Annotated in this window: 16 protein-coding genes; all 16 read left to right on the forward strand. The window is 35.4% G+C overall.

Going from position 1 to position 19,875, the window contains the following annotated elements; all coding sequences use genetic code 11:
- Positions 1-81 precede the first annotated feature (81 nt).
- The 16 genes from AB9K26_RS08115 to AB9K26_RS08190 all read left to right on the forward strand — a co-directional run bounded on the left by AB9K26_RS08115 (position 82) and on the right by AB9K26_RS08190 (position 19,842).
- Complete coding sequence (locus AB9K26_RS08115) at positions 82-1,803, forward strand: FAD/NAD(P)-binding protein (RefSeq protein WP_369972054.1); 1,722 nt, start codon at positions 82-84, stop codon at positions 1,801-1,803.
- Positions 1,804-1,888: 85 nt separating this feature from the next.
- Positions 1,889-3,211, forward strand: a complete 1,323-nt coding sequence (locus AB9K26_RS08120) for a S41 family peptidase (protein ID WP_369972055.1) — start codon at positions 1,889-1,891, stop codon at positions 3,209-3,211.
- Between the two features lie 147 nt (positions 3,212-3,358).
- Positions 3,359-3,820 (forward strand): hypothetical protein, encoded by a 462-nt coding sequence (locus tag AB9K26_RS08125; protein WP_369972056.1) that lies wholly within the window; start codon positions 3,359-3,361, stop codon positions 3,818-3,820.
- Positions 3,821-3,832: 12 nt separating this feature from the next.
- Entirely contained in the window at positions 3,833-4,318 is a 486-nt protein-coding gene (locus tag AB9K26_RS08130) for a pyridoxamine 5'-phosphate oxidase family protein (protein ID WP_369972057.1), read from the forward strand.
- Positions 4,319-4,349: 31 nt separating this feature from the next.
- Positions 4,350-5,369: a TlpA family protein disulfide reductase gene (locus AB9K26_RS08135; protein WP_369972058.1), complete on the forward strand. Its 1,020-nt coding sequence runs from the start codon at positions 4,350-4,352 to the stop codon at positions 5,367-5,369.
- Between the two features lie 28 nt (positions 5,370-5,397).
- On the forward strand, positions 5,398-5,793 hold the full coding sequence (locus tag AB9K26_RS08140; protein ID WP_369972059.1) for a hypothetical protein: 396 nt from the start codon (positions 5,398-5,400) through the stop codon (positions 5,791-5,793).
- Between the two features lie 44 nt (positions 5,794-5,837).
- Positions 5,838-6,668, forward strand: a complete 831-nt coding sequence (ygiD, locus tag AB9K26_RS08145) for a 4,5-DOPA dioxygenase extradiol (protein WP_369972060.1) — start codon at positions 5,838-5,840, stop codon at positions 6,666-6,668.
- A gap of 113 nt (positions 6,669-6,781) precedes the next feature.
- Positions 6,782-7,159, forward strand: coding sequence for a DUF3703 domain-containing protein (locus tag AB9K26_RS08150; RefSeq protein WP_369972061.1), 378 nt, complete (start codon positions 6,782-6,784; stop codon positions 7,157-7,159).
- A gap of 26 nt (positions 7,160-7,185) precedes the next feature.
- Entirely contained in the window at positions 7,186-8,007 is an 822-nt protein-coding gene (locus tag AB9K26_RS08155; RefSeq protein WP_369972062.1) for a sulfurtransferase, read from the forward strand.
- Positions 8,008-8,040: 33 nt separating this feature from the next.
- Positions 8,041-8,418 carry a DUF1428 domain-containing protein gene (locus AB9K26_RS08160; protein WP_369972063.1) on the forward strand — a complete coding sequence of 126 codons (378 nt, stop codon included), beginning with the start codon at positions 8,041-8,043 and terminating at the stop codon, positions 8,416-8,418.
- Between the two features lie 10 nt (positions 8,419-8,428).
- Entirely contained in the window at positions 8,429-9,070 is a 642-nt protein-coding gene (locus AB9K26_RS08165; RefSeq protein ID WP_369972064.1) for a DUF1801 domain-containing protein, read from the forward strand.
- Positions 9,071-9,080: 10 nt separating this feature from the next.
- Positions 9,081-9,605, forward strand: a complete 525-nt coding sequence (locus tag AB9K26_RS08170; protein ID WP_369972065.1) for a GNAT family N-acetyltransferase — start codon at positions 9,081-9,083, stop codon at positions 9,603-9,605.
- A gap of 60 nt (positions 9,606-9,665) precedes the next feature.
- Complete coding sequence (locus AB9K26_RS08175; RefSeq protein WP_369972066.1) at positions 9,666-10,040, forward strand: DUF2200 domain-containing protein; 375 nt, start codon at positions 9,666-9,668, stop codon at positions 10,038-10,040.
- A 92-nt stretch (positions 10,041-10,132) separates the two neighbouring features.
- On the forward strand, positions 10,133-10,786 hold the full coding sequence (locus AB9K26_RS08180) for a hypothetical protein (protein ID WP_369972067.1): 654 nt from the start codon (positions 10,133-10,135) through the stop codon (positions 10,784-10,786).
- Positions 10,787-11,025: 239 nt separating this feature from the next.
- Positions 11,026-13,419, forward strand: coding sequence for a M14 family zinc carboxypeptidase (locus tag AB9K26_RS08185; protein ID WP_369972068.1), 2,394 nt, complete (start codon positions 11,026-11,028; stop codon positions 13,417-13,419).
- Positions 13,420-13,602: 183 nt separating this feature from the next.
- A complete protein-coding gene (locus AB9K26_RS08190; RefSeq protein ID WP_369972069.1) occupies positions 13,603-19,842 on the forward strand; it encodes a choice-of-anchor D domain-containing protein in 6,240 nt (2,079 codons plus the stop codon).
- The last annotated feature ends 33 nt before the right edge of the window (positions 19,843-19,875 follow it).

The raw sequence follows: 19,875 nt of genomic DNA on the forward strand, positions 1-19,875 counted from the left end.
CATTAACAAAGGGTAAAGTACTTCTCATTTTTTAAAAAATAAAACACTAATTTAATTTAGATTTTGTTTCTTTAATAACCTATGAAACGACTTGCAATTATCGGACTTGGACCAAGAGGTTTATATGCTTTAGAAAACCTATTGATTGAACTTTGTGAAAATGACAAACAAATTCATATTGAGGTGTTTGAACCTAATGATCAACCTGGTGCTGGACAAGTCTGGAACACGAATCAGTCAAACTCAAATTGGATAAATATTACAGAACGTGCACTTTCTGGAATCACCAAAAGACCAGAAATTAAATACCATAACATAACCATCGAAAGTTTTGCATCATACCATGAATGGTGCAATTTCTCTTTGGACAAAGAAGAAGCAGATACATTTCCACCAAGAAATAAAATGGGAAGGTATTTACATGAAAGATTTAATTCCCTTGAAAAGGGTTTGTTAAAAACGCAACTTTACAAAAGGCACCAACAAACGATTACTACAATTGAACCTAAGGATAAACTATTAAAATTGACTGCTTCCAAGAATCAAGTTTACACTTTTGATGAAGTCCTCTTGACCATTGGTCATCAACCAACAGAACTTTCAGATCAACTGAACGCTTTTATTACGCATGCAAACAAAAATGAAAATTGCTCTGTTTTCTCCGAAGCCTATCCCGTTGAGCAACTTAATGATTTAAAAAACAAACAAAATATCAATATTGGCATCAGAGGGTTCGGTTTAGCATCAATTGATGTCATAAGATATCTTGTGAAAAATAATTTTGGTGATTTTAAATTAAAAAATCCTGTAACCAAAAAACTTGAATATAGCGCAAGCAAAGACCAAAACTTAAAAATTGTTCCTTTTTCATTAGATGGCCTACCACTTGCTCCCAAGCCTTTGAACAAAATCATTGATGATTGGTACAAACCTTCAGATTCTGAACTCAAAAATTTAGAAAAAGAATTAACATTCTTTACAAGATCTGAGAAGAAGGTTGAAGACTTAGATTTCTTGGTTTCTCCTGTTTCAAAAATCGCTACAAGAGTTTATTGTGATTTAAAAGACAAGGCTATAGATCATAGTTTCAAAAGCAAAAAAATCTATCATAAAATAAGTTCTTTTTTAAAGCATGATAACTATTCAGATGTGCTAATTCAAGATGAAAGTGTTCCGACTTATGAACTCATGAGATCTTATGTCAATATGGCTTTGGGAACACAAAAAACAAGCTTAGATTATTGTGTCTGGCAAGTGTGGCGCCATTGTCAACCAACATTTTATAAGGTTTTCTCCTATTCTAAACTTAAGGACGAAGTGTTAAAAAAAGTAATTGCTCTTGATGAACGTAGCAAACGGTTTTCTTACGGTCCGCCAATAGAAAGCATGCAGCAACTGATTGCATTAGTTGATGAAGGCATACTGGATTTAAATTACACGAAAGATCCTGAAATCAAACTAACAGAAAATGGTTTCCTGTTAAATAATGAAACTCAAAAATCAATCGAGGTTTCCGTTATGATCAATAGCGTTTTAGATCCTCCGGAATTGCTTAAGGTCAATTCGAATATTGTAACAGACTTACTCAAAAATGATTTGGTAAAACCCATCCATTCAGATCTTGGTATTGAAACGGACGAAAACGCCTACGTAAAATCAAAAATTGAAAATTTCGGAACACCAATCGCTGTTCTCGGACGTTTAGCAAAAGGTTCTGTTATGGGTGTAGATGCCATATTGGAATGCTTTGGTGACCGTATTGAAAATTGGGCAAAACATTGCGTCAAGAACTTAAGTGATTAGTCTTGTTGGTTTCTTATAAGGTGATTACAAATAACCTAACTAATAACAAATCAAAATAATACACGTTAGTATTGAAAACAATCTAATGAAAAAAATAACTTTTTCACTTCTTTTTTTGGCATTGAATCTAACTTTCGGACAAATTCCAAATAACTTGTCAAACGAAGACAAAATCTTTGGGCTTTCAAAATTCTGGCAAGAAGTCAATTATAGCTTTATCTATTTTGATAAAGTCAATCAAGCTGAATGGGACAAATTATACAAAGAATATATTGGGAAAGTACAAAAAACCAAAAACGATTATGAGTATTACCGTTTACTGCAAAAGTTTAGCGCTTATCTAAAAGATGGACACACAAATGTTTGGTTCCCTGAGGAAATTAGAGATAGTATTTTCAATACCAACTTTGGAGAGTACAGAATTTTCTTAACAAATATTGCTGAAAAAGCAATAATTACAAGAGTTAACAAAAGCAAGAAAAAAGAGATTCCTATCGGAACCGAAATAATATCAGTTAATGGGCTAGAAACCAAAAAATACGTCAATGAGTTTGTAATGCCTTACATTTCTTCTTCAACAGATCATGTGCGTAAAGACTTAGCCATTAAGCATATGCTTGAAGGTTATGTTGGAAAGACTTATGAGTTAGAATTAAAACTACCTAATGGAAAACTCAAATCGTTAACTGTTTCACATTCAAAGACAAAAGAAGAGGAAGTTTATCCAGCATTTGAATCCACTGAACTACTAAATCTAAAATGGTTCGATGATACTGCTTACCTCGCTCTTAACTCATTTTCAGATTGGGAAATTTCATTGAGATTTAACGAAATTTTACCTGAGTTAAAAAAAGCCAAAGCCTTGATTATAGATTTAAGAAAAAATGGAGGTGGAAATTCGAGAATTGGAAAAACTATACTTCATCACTTGACAAATGACACCATATTTTATGGCCCAAAAATGCAAAGTCGATTGCACATTCCAACCTTAAAAGCTTGGAATCAAAACACTTATTACCACAATTTTGAATACAAACCAGACACTTTAGGTATTGGTGATAGAAATTTACTCAAAACTACTAGAATCGTTATCCCAACAGCAATTTTAATTGGTCACGGAACCGGATCAGCAGCAGAGGATTTTTTAATTTATGCTGACAATCAAAAGCACATGACTAAAATTGGAGATCCAACCAATGGAAGCACCGGACAACCACTAATGTTTAGTTTGCCAAATGGTGGAATCGCAAGGGTTTGCACAAAAAAAGACACGTATCCTGATGGTAGAGAGTTTGTAGGAATTGGAATTCAGCCAGATATTAAGGTAACCAAAAAACTTTCAGACTACATTGAGAATAAGGATCCTGTTCTTGTCAAAGCAATCGAATATTTAAACAAAGAAAAATAACTCCACACGACCACCTTTGCAACCAACATTTTGATAGAAATATTTCAGAATTTCCATGAAATACAATTTACTTCTATTCTGTTTTTTTGGTATCTTTCAAACAAATTCCGATACTTCTAAATACAAAGCTACTTATAAACAAAGGCCATGAAATACAAACTATTGACATTAACTTTATTCTTAGGAATTGTATTCACTTTTACTTCCTGCAATCGCATAAAAAACAAGACGAAAGAGACCATTAATAAAGGTGGCGAAACCGTAGGAAAGTCGGCAACAGAATTCATAGAAGGCATTGGTGAAGGCATCGAAAAAACCTTAGCTCTAAAAATTGAAATATCAGAAGATCTTAAAACCAAAGGAATCTCAACAGGAAAATACTATGTAGAGAATTCAAATGGTGGCAATGACAACCTATTAACGGTTTATATCATATTTGAAAAAGATTTTTCCGATACGCTTTTTGTTAAGGCTTATGATAAAGAAAAGCTCGAAGTGGGCAGAATATCAAAAGAAATAAATGGAAAAAAAGGAGAAGCTCTCTACATAGATTTTGAGTTTGATAAAAGAACAATATTGGAGAGTAAAGGAATTATTCAATTTGAATAAAAACATGAATACGTGAACATTAAAACCGAATGGAATACCATAAGAAAGCATTTTAATACAAGCTTCAGCTCTAACTTTCATGTCGCTATTGCTTCTGTTGATTCTGAAAACAATCCGACTGTAACACCTATTGGCTCGTTGTTTTTAAATGATGACCAAACCGGATTTTACTTTGAAAAATTTCCTTCAAAACTTCCTGAGCACGCAAACAACAACCCAAATGTATGCTTACTTGCTGTGAATAGCGGAAGGATGTTTTGGATTAAAGCCTTGTTTCATGAAAAATTCAAAAGTTTTCCGGCTGTTAAACTTTACGGAAAGCTTGGAGAAAAGAGAAAGGCTACCGATAAGGAAATAGAGCGACTCAATAGAAGAATGAAAATGACCAATGGACTCAAAGGCAATACGTATCTATGGAAAAAAATGGAATATGTAAGAGATATTACATTCACCAAAGCCGAAAAAATAAATCTTGGTAAAATGACAGCCGAATTATAAAATCAAATAATAGCTTAACACTAATTCAATCATGAAGCAAACAATCATCATCTTACTTAGCCTTTTCATTTTTAGTTGTAAATCGGAATCAAAACCAAAAAAAACAGATTTAGCCGATGTCAATATCATTCTAAAGTCTGATGTTATGATTGATAGTATATGGATTTCAGATATCGGTCAAACCGAAAGTTTCTTTTTACCCATCAAGGATACCATAAAAGTTGATTTCAAGAAACGTTTAAATGACTTGTACAATCTTGAAGTTTTTACAGAAAACGGTTCTAAAACAAGCCAATTTTGGTTGAATGGAAACCATTTGATCGTTGATGCTACCTTTAAAGAGAAATTACATATCGATACCATTCAGAATTCAGATCTTTATTACAACGCTATTGATTTTTCTCAAACTTTTCGCAAACTCATTAAAGATGATGCTGATAGCTTGACAATTGATAATTTCTTAATGGAAAAGGTTCGTGAAAATATCAACAATCCCTTTTCGTTTGATGTTGCGAATAAATTTATTTACCGAAATCAAAATGACCAACACAAAATCAGAACATTATTTGATGAGCTTTCAGAACAAAACGACACGTTGAAAAATCATTTTATTAGTGTCCATAGTAGAATTGAAAACATACTTAAAGTCAATACACTTGATTTTTCTGAATATCAACTAGCAGATATCAATAATGAGATGTCTTCCATAGAATTAGACAACTCAAAAACCTATCTTTTGGATTTCTGGTTTGTTAATTGTCCGCCTTGCATCAAAGACCATAAGCTCATTTCCCAAAAACTGGAATTCCTTAACGAACACAACATCGAATTGATTGGAATTTCAACAGACAAAGACCATATCAAGTGGAAAGATTACCTCAAAGAACATGGCTACAATTGGAACAATTACAGAGAAATTGATTCTTTAGAAACCATGACGAAAGCTATGGCAATATGGTCTTTTCCAACCTATTTACACCTAAATACTAAGGGAGACATTAAAGCTCGATTTAATTCTTTTGAAGATTTTGAAAAATATATCAACAAATAGCGCATTCACCATCATAAAATATGTACTCATGAAAAGATATCTCACATTTTTGTTTTTGTTCGTTTTATCGTCAAATACAATCATTGCACAAGACCTAGATACCAACTCTAGCACCAAAGTAGATCTACTCATCGGAAACTGGAAAATTGATTTAAGACCAACTCCAGAATCTGAAGCCTATTACCAATTCTTTGTTGTAAAGGAAATCAATGAAAACACGTTTACAGGAACCTTTTATGGCAGCGAAATCAAAAACGGAATCATTAACCAGAATTGGTCAAAATTATATTTTGCGTTTTCAACCGCAGACCAAAGTAATGATTACTATCACTCTGGATATTTAGAAAACGGTAAAGTCTACGGCATCACGTATTGCCCAAATAGAGGATTCACCAATCCGTGGATTGGAACACTAGAACTATAAGCCAATATTCAAACTAACGCCATAGTTCATTAGAACGTTCAACAATGAATTTAAGAGATTTAAATAAAATGACCTCTAACATGAGTAATACAGGCAAAATGCCTGTACTCTTCTTGGGGCATGGAAGTCCGATGAACGCCATTGAGGAAAACGAGTTTGTTCAAGGCTTTCGAAAGATTGGAAAAGATATCCAGAAACCAAATGCCATACTTTGTATTTCAGCGCATTGGGAGACTCGAGGCACTTATGTAACTGCCATGCAACATCCAAAAACCATTCACGATTTCGGAGGTTTTCCGCAAGCTTTGTTCGATGTACAATATCCAGCACCTGGAAGTCCTGAACTGGCGAAAGAAGCCCAAAAACTAGTTACTAAAACAAGTGTGCAATTGGATGATAAATGGGGACTTGACCATGGCGCATGGAGTGTTATCAAACATCTATACCCAAACGCAGACATTCCTGTCATTCAAATGAGTATTGACTATACTAAACCTGGCCGTTATCACTACGAGCTAGCAAAAGAAATAAGTCAGCTTCGTCAAAAAGGCGTATTGATTATTGGTAGTGGAAACATGGTTCATAACCTTAGAATGGTGGCTTGGAGAAGGCTTAATGAAGAATTTGCGTTTGATTGGGCAACAGAAGCAAACGAAAAAATGAAAAGCCATATCTTGAGTGGTGATTTTCAACCCTTAATAGATTTTCAATCTCAAGGTAAAGCATTTGATCTCGCCATTCCAACACCTGAACATTATTTACCATTGCTCTATTCATTGGCTTTGAAAGATGACAACGAGCATATCAGTATTTTTAATGACAAGCCAGTTGGTGGTTCCCTTACCATGACCTCTTTGAAAATTGATGCTATGTAAATTGAGGATTACCTATTTCTATTAAAATCAGTCCTCTATTCTACCCTTTTTTAGTAACTTACTTCCTCTAGGTTACATAACAGTTTTCAATATTTGAACAAACAAAGGGAACAATGAAATTCTATACGTCTATACCAAAAGGCTTAAAGCCTTTTTATAATACAGAATTAGATAATTATAAATCTGAATTATCTAAAGGGAACTTAAGTAATGCTTGGAATCATTTAGAACGAGCGCATATCATTGGACAAAAATATCCTTATGCGCATACGTTTGTACATTGGAAAATGCTACAATTCGGAATTCAGATTAAAAACGGGAAAGAAATCATCGGTCAAATTCCTAGGTTGGTTTTTGGAGGTGTCAAATCGTTTGTTGGAAAAATTCCCGTTGGAAATCCAGGTGGTGCGAATGTGCCTCCTTTAAAGCCATTTCCAATCGAAAATGAATTGAAAATCATTTTTGAAGAAGCTGGAATTGAAATAACTTAAAGCCTATAACCTTTTTTCTCACAGTATTGAAAGACATCGTTTCCACTAAATGGCTCAATCAAAATCTGGATCATCCGAATTTAATAATTCTCGATGCCAGCATAGCCTCTAATGCTAGTGGAAAGGTATTTGAGAAAAGTGAATCCACAATTCCAAACGCGAGGCGATTCGACTTAAAAAATGTGTTTTCTGATACTTCAAGTGTATTTCCGAATACCATTCCAAATCCTCACATATTTGAACGCGAATGTCAAAAATTAGGCATCAATCAGGATTCTGAAATTGTTGTGTTTGATGCCAATGGAATGTATTCCAGTCCGAGAGCTTGGTGGCTATTCCACGTTATGGGACATGAGAACATTGCTGTTCTTGATGGCGGACTTCCAAAATGGATTCAAAATGGATTCCGAACGGAGCAATCACATCTTACCAAATTCGAAACTGGAAATTTCAAAGCCAATTTTAATAAGGATTTACTTATTTCGTTTGAACAGGTTTCGCAGAATATCATCAAAAAAGATTTCCTAATTGTCGATGCTCGGTCTAAAGGACGTTTCAATGGCACTGAACAAGAACCGAGAAAACATTTGAAAAGTGGTCACATTCCCAATTCTGTCAACATCCCTCATCAAGACGTATTATCTGACGGTATGTTTAAATCCAAAGACGAACTCAAAGTACTTTTTAAGCATAAATGTCATGGAGAAAAAAAATTGGTATTTTCTTGTGGTTCTGGATTGACCGCTTGCATTGTTTTACTAGCGTGCCGAATTGGATATACAAACACCTCCAAATTATATGATGGCTCCTGGACGGAATGGGCTGAACGGAATGATTTAAAAGTATGAAGTGATATATTATAAGACTAAAAAAAAACGAATATGAAAAACTATATTGACGGCTTTGTTTTACCCATTCCTCGAGCTCATGTTGACGACTACAAAAAAGTGGCTGAAAAAGTGGCTGAAATTTGGAAATCATATGGCGCCATCGCCTACAACGAATTTATTGGTGATGACTTATCGCTAGAAGGTACCAAGTCATTTATTGAAACCATCGACGTGAAAGAAGATGAGGCAGTCATTTTTGGTTGGGTCGTATTTCCATCAAAAGAAATTCGAGATCTAGCCAATAAAAAAGTGCCTGAAGATCCTAGAATGGCTAGTTTGGTAGTACCTTTGGTTAATCCTGAAAATTTGATTTTTGATGCTAGTAGAATGGTCTATGGTGGATTTAAATCACTTGTAAAATCAGATTAAAAATAAAACCATGAACGATAAAGTCGAACACTATTTTGCCAAACTCAAGGCATGGAAACCGGAGCTTACAAAACTTCGAGATTTAATTTTAGATTGCGGACTCGAGGAAGAATATAAATGGCGAAACCCTTGCTACACAGATAACGGAAAGAACATCATTATACTTGGTTACACTAAGGAATTCTGTACAGTCAGTTTTCTAAAAGGTGAACTTCTAAAGGATCAAAAAAATAGACTCCATAAAGCTGGTCCTAATTCAAGATCTGCCAAATACCTTTCCTTCACATCTGAAAAAGAGATTGATAAAAATCAAGATATCATCAAAAGCTACATCAATGAGGCTATAGACATTGAAAGAAAAGGGTTAAAAATTGATTATAAAAAAGATCAAGAGCTTAAACTTCCTAAAGAACTCATAGAAAAATTCAATGAAAACCCTAAGCTTGAAAAGGCTTTTACAAGTTTAACAAAAGGAAGACAAAGAGGTTATCTCTTACACTTTTCAGCTGCAAAGCAATCGAAAACCATAATTTCCAGAATAGAAAAATATGAAGAGCGCATCTACAATGGCAAAGGCATGTTAGATTGTGTATGTGGACTTTCGAAACGGATGCCAAATTGTGATGGTTCCCATAAACAATTAAAAAAATAGCAGTAGATTTATGCTTGCATTTAAAACTATGGATTTACAGCCAATATTACAAAATGAATTAGTGCGCTTAAGGCCTTTGGAGCAAACTGACCTGGAAGCTTTGTACCAAGTAGCAAAAGATCCAAAGATTTGGGAACAGCATCATGTAAAACGCTATCTTAGAGATGTTTTTGAGAATTTTTTTGCTGAGTCAATAGCATCAAAAGGAGCGTTCATTATCTATGATAAACAAAGTGGTGACATCATTGGAAGCTCAAGATATATGAAAGTTGATGGCTTTCCCAAAATGATAGAAATTGGTTGGACATTTATCGATCGGGAATTTTGGGGAGGAACCTATAACGCTTCCATAAAAAAAATGATGATTGAACACGCTTTTAAATACTTTGATGCCATCATATTCAAAGTGAACAAAAAGAATAAACGTTCCCAAAAGGCGGTGGGTAAAATTGGCGGACGAAAAATTGACGATTCAGAATTCAATGGGCTTTCAAAGCGTTATGTAGATACTCACGTTTTTATTATTGAAAAATAAGATTTTCTGAATGACATTGAACTAAAGATTATTTTAATACCTCTAAACAAAACATATAAAATGAAAGTCACAACCGAAAAAAATGAGCAAGTTGCCAAAATGGTATTTGCTTCCATCTATCCGCATTATCTTAATAGAATAGAAAAAAATGGTAGAACAAAAGAAGAACTCGACCAAGTAATTGAATGGTTTACTGGTTTTGACCAAGACACTTTACAATCTCTAATTGATGAAAAAGTAACTTTCAGAACCTTCTTTCAAAAGGCTAAAATACATCCAAATGAACATATGATAAAAGGGGTTGTTTGTGGCTATCGAATAGAAGATATTGAGGAAGAGTTTGAATTGTATAAGCAATGTAGGCAAATGGAAAAGTTGATAGATGAATTGGCTAAAGGCCGTAAAATGGAAAAAATACTACGCAAAGAAAAATAGTTTTAAATCTCAGCTAGTAATACGACACATTCTTCAAATAAATTTTAATTTTGAATATCTTTTAAACACATTCAAAACGTATCTGCACAACAATGAACAAAAGAAGGCATGTGATGATTTCAGGAACAGGTCGATCTGGTACCAGTTTCCTTGTGGAACTTCTTACAAACCTTGGCTTAGACACTGGCTATAACACTGATAGCTTAAAAAAGAATAAAAATGATTTAAGCCATGCTGGACTTGAAAAAGATATCAGAAAGGATAATTGTCCTTATATCGTTAAAAACCCTTGGTTTTGCGATTATGCAGATGAAATATTCGCTCGTGAAGACATTCTAGTTGAGCATGTTTTTATTCCTATACGAAACTTAAACGCCGCAGCCCAAAGTAGAATTAACGTTACAAAGAAAGGCATCAAAAAACAATCCCTAACAAAAAGGATGTTGATTAAATTAGGTGTTAATAAGGTAAATTTTCCTGGTGGCACATGGCATACCAATTCACTTGAGTCTAATAATCAAGAACATGTTTTGTTAAATCAACTCTATAAATTAATGCTTTCTACATCAGATTCTACTACTGATGTGACTTTGATTAAATATCCTAGATTGACAAAAGATCCAGCATATCTCCATAAAAAACTACAACCAATCATGAAAGATATCACTTATGATACCTTTTTGGAAGTTTTTAATAAAACTGTGAAACCAGAATTGGTAAGTAAATTCAACAGTGAAGATGCCTAGAATTTGAGTTGATGAATTATCATCTTCCAAGACCAAATGCCTTCAATAATTATCATTCACAAACATTTCTAAAATCAAGTTTATAATTCTATGCACATACATAGTGTTGAATTTGTAGGCAATATTATAAAATATTGTGCATTTCATCGGTTTTTTATGCGTTTTATAGATTATTCTGCGAAATTTATTCTATATTAGCCTCAAATTTTAAGTCCAAATTTACCTAAACACCTACTCTAATGAGAAAAACTACTTTCTTGTATGTATTGCTTCTGCTTATGTTTACAAGCGTACATGCTCAAATTTCAAACGTTCAAAAAGCTCAAAACTACATTGCGAATCGTGGTGAAGTTTGCTTTGTATTTACCGCTAATAACGAACAACAAGTTCAAGAAATCGCCAACTTTTTATCCATTGGTCATAATGTGAATCCTGAAACCCTAGAGGTTGAAGCTTTTGCCAATGCAGAGACATTTCAACAATTTTTAGCTTACGGATTACCTTTTGTAGTCAACGACAACGATAATGAGTTTACTCCAAATGTAACCAGTGAAGAAGATACCCAAGCTTGGGATGTCGATTGGAATGCCTATCCAACATACTCTCAGTATGTAGATAAGATGAATTATTTTGCAACTACCTATCCTAATCTGTGTACTTTGGAATCTATTGGAGACACAAACAACGGAAGACAAATTCTAATGTTGAAGATTTCTGATAATGTCAATACTAACGAAGCCGAACCAGAATTTATGTATACCTCATCAATGCATGGTGATGAACTTGCAGGCTATCCTTTAATGATCAGATTAGCAGAATACTTACTTAGTAATTATGGTTCTGATGCAGAAGTTGATGGCATCGTCAATAATACGGTTATCTATATCAATCCATTAGCAAATCCTGATGGAACCTATAGAAATACAGGTAACAATGTGATTACAAATCCGATACGTGCCAATGCCAACGGACAAGATTTAAACCGAAACTATGTTGATAATATGGCTGGACTTCATTATGAAGGTACTTACGAGGTTGAAACCCTTGCTTTTATGAACTTTGAAGCAGCTCATGACATTGTGTTATCGGCAAATTTCCATGGCGGAACAGAATTGGTGAATTATCCATGGGATAATACCTATGATCAACATGCAGATCACGACTGGTATGAATATATTTCAGTTGAATATGCTACAAATGCACAGAATAATAGTCCTTCAGGATATATGACTGTTGATGAAGATTCTGACGTGTATCCAAGTCCAGGTGTCACGCATGGTGCTGAATGGTACCGCGTGTTTGGTGGACGACAAGATTATATGAATTTTTACAGAGGTGGTAGAGAAGTTACCATTGAGCTATCTGACACCAAATGGATTCAAGGTAGTGCCATAAATGATCATTGGACCTACAACAAACAAGCTATTCTAGATTTTATGAAGCAAGTGAATTTTGGACTCCAAGGGATTGTCTCTGATGAATCTGGAAATCCTGTCGTCGCTAAAATATCAATTGCTGGACATGACAATAAAAATTCATTTGTCTTTTCAAATGCAGATTTTGGTGATTACTACAGACTTCTTAAAGGCGGAAACTATAATGTCACCTTTGAAGCGCCTGGTTACGCCTCACAAACAATCAATGTAAGTATAACAGATAACGTGCAAACCATTCAAAATGTAACGATGGTTGCCAATACAAGTTTACCAAATGCTGATGATGTTTCTATTTTTGAAAACGAAACGGCTACACTGACAGCAACTGGATCAGGAACCTTAAATTGGTATGAAAATATTGATGATGATTCTCCTGTTGCTACTGGTGCTAGCTACACCACTCCTATCTTGACAGAAACTAGATCTTATTTTGTTGAAGATGTTATTGCAAAGGGTAATGTAGGTTCAACAAATTATGCAGCAAATGGAAGCTTTTTTGCTGGAGGAACTACAGATCGTTATTTAATATTTGATTCTACAGAAGAAGTTTTACTGAAAGAAGTAACCATCAATGCGCAAAGTGCAGGTGAAATGGAAGTACAATTACAAGATGGTTCGGGTAATGTACTCGATTCACGTTTGATTCTTATTGAAGCTGGAGGGGTACAGCAAATTGAACTTAATTTCATGATTCCTATTGCAAATGACCTTAGGCTTGCCAGTGCAGAATTATCTTCAGGGTTTAGTTTGTGGAGAAATAATACTGCTGCAGGTACCAGCTATCCGTATACTAACGGTTCAATTACGATTAAAGGCAACAACATCAATAATTTAGATTATTACTATTTCTTCTATGATTGGAGCCTTGAAGATATCAAAAGTGCCAGAAAGGAAGTGGTTGTTACTGTTGAAGATACACTTGGAATTGTAGATAATACTTTAGAAAGTGTTAGTGTCTTCCCTAACCCGTTCAAAAACATAGTGACTATAAAAATGTCAAATACTACCGAATCAAATATCGATATTGAATTATATGACATTAGTGGTAGAACTATATTCAGTTCAGCAAATACAACAATCCTTAATGGAGAGTATCATTTGCAGAACATGAACAACCTTACCAAAGGATCATACTTCCTGAAAATTACAGATAATAAAAACAATAGCTCAATTGTTAAACAATTGATTAAGCAATAGTTAATAAATTTAGAATGTCAGAAAAAGCTGAAAATTATAATAATTTTCAGCTTTTTCATTATATTGATTATCAACTACTTAAAAAATTCATTGTGTATTTCATCGAATTTATTTGCATTTTATGGAGTTGGTATATATATTTGACCAAAATTAGTTAGTCCCAAAACTAAAATTTAACCGCTTATGAAAATTTCTACACTTTCACTTAGAAAGTTTGCACTCATATTGTGCACGCTTTTATTATCCGAATTAGGATTTGCTCAAACTTCCGTTGTTGAAGTCACTGTAGACTGGCCATCTTGGGCATCTGAAAACCGCGTTGAAATATACAACCCTGGAGGTACGCTTATTTCAACTATTGACATCGGTTATACAGGTGGTTCCAATAACAGTTATACAGGAACAATATCACTTGGGTGTATTCCAGATGGTAATAACTATTATTTCATAATGTATGACACATATGGAGATGGTTGGAATGGATCAGATAATATAACCATTACCTCTAGTGGTAGTACTGTCATAAATCAAGACGATGGCGATTTAGCTAGTCCAAGTGGAGCAGCTCCTGTGTACTTTAATGTATCAGGTGGATGTGCGGGAACATGTACATCAACCGTTAACTCTTTTCCTTATGCTGAAGGTTTTGAATCTGGACTAGGTTTATGGGTTCAAGATTCAGGTGATGACAAAGACTGGAGAAGCCGATCTGGCGGAACACCTTCCAACAACACTGGTCCTTCAGGTGCCAATGAAGGTTCAAATTACATGTATACTGAAGGAAGTAATCCAAACTATAACGATACACATATTCTTATTAGTCCTTGTTTTGATCTGTCCTCACAATTTTCAGCATCTTTCTCATTTTACTACCACATGTATGGTTCTGGAATGGGTGATTTGTCAGTTGAAATCAGTACTAACAATGGTGCGACTTGGCCAACAGTGCTATGGTCGCAAAGCGGACAAGTACAAACGAGTTCTGGACAGGCATGGAATCAAGTAACACTCAACTTGACACCTTATGTTGGTCAAAATGTAATGCTCCGTTTCATCGGATTAACCACAAACGATTATAGAAGTGATATGGCTATTGATAATTTTAGCCTGACTGCTTCAGGCTCTCCAATGCCAGAAATTAATGTTATTGGAAACGGAACCAGTATTGTTGACGGAGATACCACACCAAGTGTAACTGATGATACCGATTTTGGAAATGTAAACACTACTGGTGGGACTAACGTCAATACCTTTACAATTCAAAATACAGGAACAGCTTCTCTAACAGTTGGAGCGATTACAATATCTGGAGCAAATGCGGCTGACTTTACCGTAACGTCAAGTCCTTCAGGGACAGTAGGAACTTCAAGTTCAACGACATTTGACATTACTTTTGATCCGAGTGCCGATGGTGTAAGAACTGCTAGTGTAAGTATTGCAAATAACGATAGTAATGAAGCACCATACAACTTTGACATTCAAGGTACAGGTATTACGCCTTCTCCAGAGATTAATGTCACAGGAAATGGAATCACGATTGTTGATGGAGATACAACACCAACTGTAACAGATGATACAGAGTATGGTTCTATTTCAATAAGTGGATCAACAAGTACACATACTTTCACAATTGAAAATACAGGTACGTTATCATTATCTGTTTCAGCTGTTAACATAACTGGAGCAAATGCTGGTGATTTTACCGTAACATCTTCTCCAGCGGCATCAATTGCGGCTTCTGGTTCAACAACATTCGATGTTGAATTTGACCCAAGTGCTGTTGGAACGAGAACTGCTACTGTTTCTATTGTTAACAACGACAGTGATGAAAACCCTTATACTTTTGACATACAAGGTACAGGTATTGCACCAGGTGTTTGTACGTCGACAGTTTCTGCCTATCCATATTCAGAAAGTTTTGAGTCTGGGTTTGGACAATGGACACAAGATTTAAATATCATTACAGACGATTTTGATTGGTCTAGAAATAGTTCAACAACGCCAACAAGTCAAACAGGACCAGCTTCTGCACAAGATGGCACGTTTTACATCTACACAGAATCTGATGGTAACTTCAATGATACAGCACAGTTGGTTAGCCCATGCTTTGACCTATCAAGTGCATCGAATCCAAGATTTACCTTCTTCTATCATATGTATGGTTCAGCAATGGGCGATTTGTATGTGGAGTTAAGTACCGATAACGGATTGACGTATCCTACGCTCCTATTCTCACAATCGGCACAATCGCATGGATATGGCTTATCGTCATTCACACCAATTAGTGTAGATTTAACTAGCTATGTTGGTCAAACCATAAGAATTAGAATAAGAGGTGTAGTAGGTCCAAATCAAAGAAGTGATATGGCTATTGATATGGTATCAATGGTCGACAAACCAACACCTACAGTAGCACCTGGTGGTGTGACTTCAGATCTCGCTTTATGGCTTAAGGCTGATGACGGTTTAAGTTATACTAGCGGACAAAGTGTATCATCTTGGGTAGACCAAGGACTTGGTAGTGATGCTAGAGTTAATAACTCTAATCAAAGACCGACGTATTATGACAATACCACTAAGAATGTAAACTTTAATCCAGTTGTTGAATTTGATAACACCTATACTTCGTTCTCTTTAGATGGCAACTATTCTCACGATAGTACCACAACAGAGTTCTTATCTGGTGATTACGGTTTTTACACTCAGGATATTTTCATCGTTCTTATTCCAGATGACACACCAATTAACAACTCTTTCGGGTATATGGATGTATTCTGTAGTGATGCACATTTAGAGACTGCTGCAACTGATGCAACCGGAATTGGTTTTGGAGATTATACAGGTCGTGTGAACGGTGAAGTTATTTGTTATGCACATGACTCTTATACCTCTTCAGAAGCTGGAGATGGTTATGCAGTTGCTGAAATCGGTACAGGATCAAGTTATGATAATGTCGGTATCATCAACACAAGAAATAATTCAGCAGATACGCAACAAGAATTGTTTTACAATGCTAATGATATTGGAACGAACCAAAACGATATCGCTGAATATATAAACACTGAAGATTCTAGATGGTGGCTTGGACGTTCAGAAGGATGGGAAGCGACACTTAATGCTAGAGTTGCTGAAGTAATTACGTACTCTGCAAGAAAAGATGACGCCAACTTAACCCAAGAGCGTAACAGAATTCAATCATACCTTGCGATTAAATACGGAATTACACTTGGTACTAATGGTACGACTCAAGATTATGTAGATAGTGATGGAACCGTTATTTGGGACCAATCTGCTAACGTCGGTTACAATTATGATATCGCTGGAATTGGTAGAGATGATGCTTCAGAATTGAATCAAAAGCAATCTAGAAGTGTGAATAATGCTGCCGATTTAGATGGTCGTACAGAAGGGATCTTAACTTTTGGATTAACAGATATCTATGATACCAATAAATTAAATCAATCAACGAACCCAACAACTTTCAATGATAAAGAGTTTCTTGTTTGGGGTAATAACGGTGTTGACTTAACATTAGCAGCAACGACTGTTACCGTAAACATGAGTGCTGGTATTACTCCTGCATTAACTACTAATGTAACTTTTACAGCCATGCAACGTGTTTGGAAAGTAGTTGAAAACGGCGGAGACATTCCAACAGTAAAAGTTAGAATTCCTCAAGATGCTTTTAGAAACATCTCTCCTCCAGGAAGTTACTATATGTTTATTTCTGATACAGGTGTTTTCGATCCAACGGCTGATTATAGAGTAATGACTAGCGATGGTAATGGTAACCTAGAAACAGAATACGACTTTGATAACACTAAATATATCACCTTTGGTTATGCGCCTCAAATTGAAGTAGAGCGTTCAATTTACTTCGATGGTGCTGTTGACTATGTGGATATGGAGGATGCTTTAGATTTAAATCCTTCTGAGTTTACTATCTCAGCATGGATCAAAAGAGATGCAGCTGATACAGGAACGAAGTCTATTGTATCAAAAAGAGATACTGGTTTTACTCAAGGTTATGATTTCAGAATCTTAAATGATAACCGTATTCAAATATTCTGGAAAAATGGAAGCAACCAATCGTTGGCATCTACAACCAGCATCCCTGATGATGAATGGCATCACGTTGCCGTTATCTATGATGGAACCACGGTTAGAATTTATATTGATGGTATTGAAGACAGTACAGCCAATAGAACAGCTCCTGTTGATACAACAGAGTCCTTCTACATTGCAGCTGCTGGTAAAGGTTCACCAACACAGCACTTTAGAGGTAATATTGATGAAGTACGTGTGTGGGATATCGCTCTAAGCGTAGATCAAATGCGATTCATCATGAACCAGGAAATTGAGGATAATAGTTCATTTGTAAGCGGTAAAGTATTACCTACTACCATTACTAAAAATGAGGTTGCCACAATTCCATGGTCGGACTTAGCTGGATACTATCCAATGTCAGTATACACCTATACCAATACTGAAGATGCTTCAGGAAATGGTAACCAAGGTGCACTTAGAAATCTTAATACAGTTGATAGACAAACTGCTCCTCTACCATACGAAACAACCCAACCTGGTAATTGGAATGACACAACAACATGGGCGAATGGCGGTGTTCAAACGACACCTGGAACGTCTTCAATAGTTGATAGTGATGTCACTGTAGATTGGAATATTGTAAGAACAAGCCATAATGTTTCCATAAATTCAAACTCAGACTTACCTTCTTTCACAAAAAACAGATCGTTGCTAGGTCTTATGGTTGATAGTAACACACTTGAAGTAGATGGTTTAACAGATGCATCCAACAATCTTGGTTTTGGACTCACTATATCTCACTATTTGAGTTTAACAGGAACTATAGATCTTGAAGGTGAATCACAACTAATCCAAACACAAGATAGTGACTTATTAGTGGCAAGTTCAGGTCGATTGGAACGTGATCAACAAGGAACAGCTGACACCTATACCTATAACTATTGGTCATCTCCTGTTGGACAAACTGATATGGAAACCAATGAATTCAGATATACATTACCTGATGTTATGCAAAATGTATCGTTCTCAACCTCTGGTTATGATGGAACTGCATCACCTCTACGTATTGCTGATTATTGGGTGTGGAAATTTGCAAACTTACCAAATGGCGATTACTCAGCATGGCAACATATCAGAAGTAACGGCAATATTGAAGCTGGAGAAGGATTTACAATGAAAGGTCCTGGTTCTGGTGCGCTTGTAGACGATCAAAACTATGTGTTTAGAGGAAAACCAAACAATGGCCATATTGATCTAACCCTTAATGCTGCCAATGATTACTTAGTTGGTAACCCTTATCCTTCAGCTATTGATGCTGTAGAGTTTATCAATGATAACTTAGGCGTGACAACTGGAACCCTATACTTCTGGGAGCATTGGGGCGGAGGAAATCACATCCTTCAAGATTATCAAGGTGGATATGCCTTAATGAACTTATCTGGTGGTACACCAGCTGTAACTTTAGGAGTTCCGGTTCCTGGTATAAGTAACATTGGTACAGCGAGAAAAACTCCAGGACAATACATACCTGTAAGTCAAGGATTCTTTGTTGTTGCTGATTCTGGCGGACAAGTGGTTTTTGAAAATGACCAGCGTGTGTTCCAGATGGAAGATGGTACTTTAAATGGTGATTCTGTATTCATGAGAACTGCTGAAGCAAGCTCAAGTGATGATGCGCCAGATGCCAATGCAGATGGTAGAATGAAATTTAGAATTGGTATCTATACAGTAAATGAAATCAACCGTCAGTTATTATTAACTATAGATTCAAATGCGACTACTGGAGTTGACCTTGGTTATGACGGAATCTTAAATGAAACCCAAATGGACGACATGTTCTGGATGATTGATGGAGACAAATACATCATACAAGGTAGTAATGACGTAGAAATTGACACGGTTTACCCTATCGGTATCAAAACCGATTCAGACGGAATAAACACAATCAGTATTAATGCTCTTGAAAACGTGCCAAACGATATAGATATTTTTGTCCACGATATTGACAACAATATCTACCATAACCTGAGAGAAAGTGATTATGATATTTTCCTTTCGGCTGGTGAATATTTAGATCGTTTTGAAATTACATTCAGAGATGCCAATGATACACTTAGCGTTGAAGAAAATGAGTTGAGTACTTTAGATATTTTCTACTCTAATGACTTAGAAAGTCTGGTTTTACTCAATCCGAATTTTACCGAAGTTAAGTCCATCGAGGTATTCAATATAATTGGACAATCGATACATACTATAAACGACATTTCAGAACTGGACTATTCTGAATACGAAGTTAAGCACTTAAGTTCTGGAACTTATATTGTGAAAATGCATACTGTGAGCGGTTCAGTATCCAAGAAAGTTTTAGTGAAATAATAGACCCAAATCTACCTTAAGCTTAACTTACAA

Source organism: Psychroserpens sp. XS_ASV72 (assembly GCF_041224425.1).
Classification (GTDB): domain Bacteria; phylum Bacteroidota; class Bacteroidia; order Flavobacteriales; family Flavobacteriaceae; genus Psychroserpens.

Coding starts and splice junctions, on each gene's coding strand:
- ygiD (WP_369972060.1), top strand. CDS start 5,838: ATGAATTTAAGAGATTTAAATAAAATGACCTCTAACATGAGTAATACA.
- AB9K26_RS08160 (WP_369972063.1), top strand. CDS start 8,041: ATGAAAAACTATATTGACGGCTTTGTTTTACCCATTCCTCGAGCTCAT.
- AB9K26_RS08190 (WP_369972069.1), top strand. CDS start 13,603: ATGAAAATTTCTACACTTTCACTTAGAAAGTTTGCACTCATATTGTGC.
- AB9K26_RS08185 (WP_369972068.1), top strand. CDS start 11,026: ATGAGAAAAACTACTTTCTTGTATGTATTGCTTCTGCTTATGTTTACA.
- AB9K26_RS08120 (WP_369972055.1), top strand. CDS start 1,889: ATGAAAAAAATAACTTTTTCACTTCTTTTTTTGGCATTGAATCTAACT.
- AB9K26_RS08150 (WP_369972061.1), top strand. CDS start 6,782: ATGAAATTCTATACGTCTATACCAAAAGGCTTAAAGCCTTTTTATAAT.
- AB9K26_RS08170 (WP_369972065.1), top strand. CDS start 9,081: ATGCTTGCATTTAAAACTATGGATTTACAGCCAATATTACAAAATGAA.
- AB9K26_RS08175 (WP_369972066.1), top strand. CDS start 9,666: ATGAAAGTCACAACCGAAAAAAATGAGCAAGTTGCCAAAATGGTATTT.
- AB9K26_RS08180 (WP_369972067.1), top strand. CDS start 10,133: ATGAACAAAAGAAGGCATGTGATGATTTCAGGAACAGGTCGATCTGGT.
- AB9K26_RS08140 (WP_369972059.1), top strand. CDS start 5,398: ATGAAAAGATATCTCACATTTTTGTTTTTGTTCGTTTTATCGTCAAAT.
- AB9K26_RS08135 (WP_369972058.1), top strand. CDS start 4,350: ATGAAGCAAACAATCATCATCTTACTTAGCCTTTTCATTTTTAGTTGT.
- AB9K26_RS08125 (WP_369972056.1), top strand. CDS start 3,359: ATGAAATACAAACTATTGACATTAACTTTATTCTTAGGAATTGTATTC.
- AB9K26_RS08115 (WP_369972054.1), top strand. CDS start 82: ATGAAACGACTTGCAATTATCGGACTTGGACCAAGAGGTTTATATGCT.
- AB9K26_RS08165 (WP_369972064.1), top strand. CDS start 8,429: ATGAACGATAAAGTCGAACACTATTTTGCCAAACTCAAGGCATGGAAA.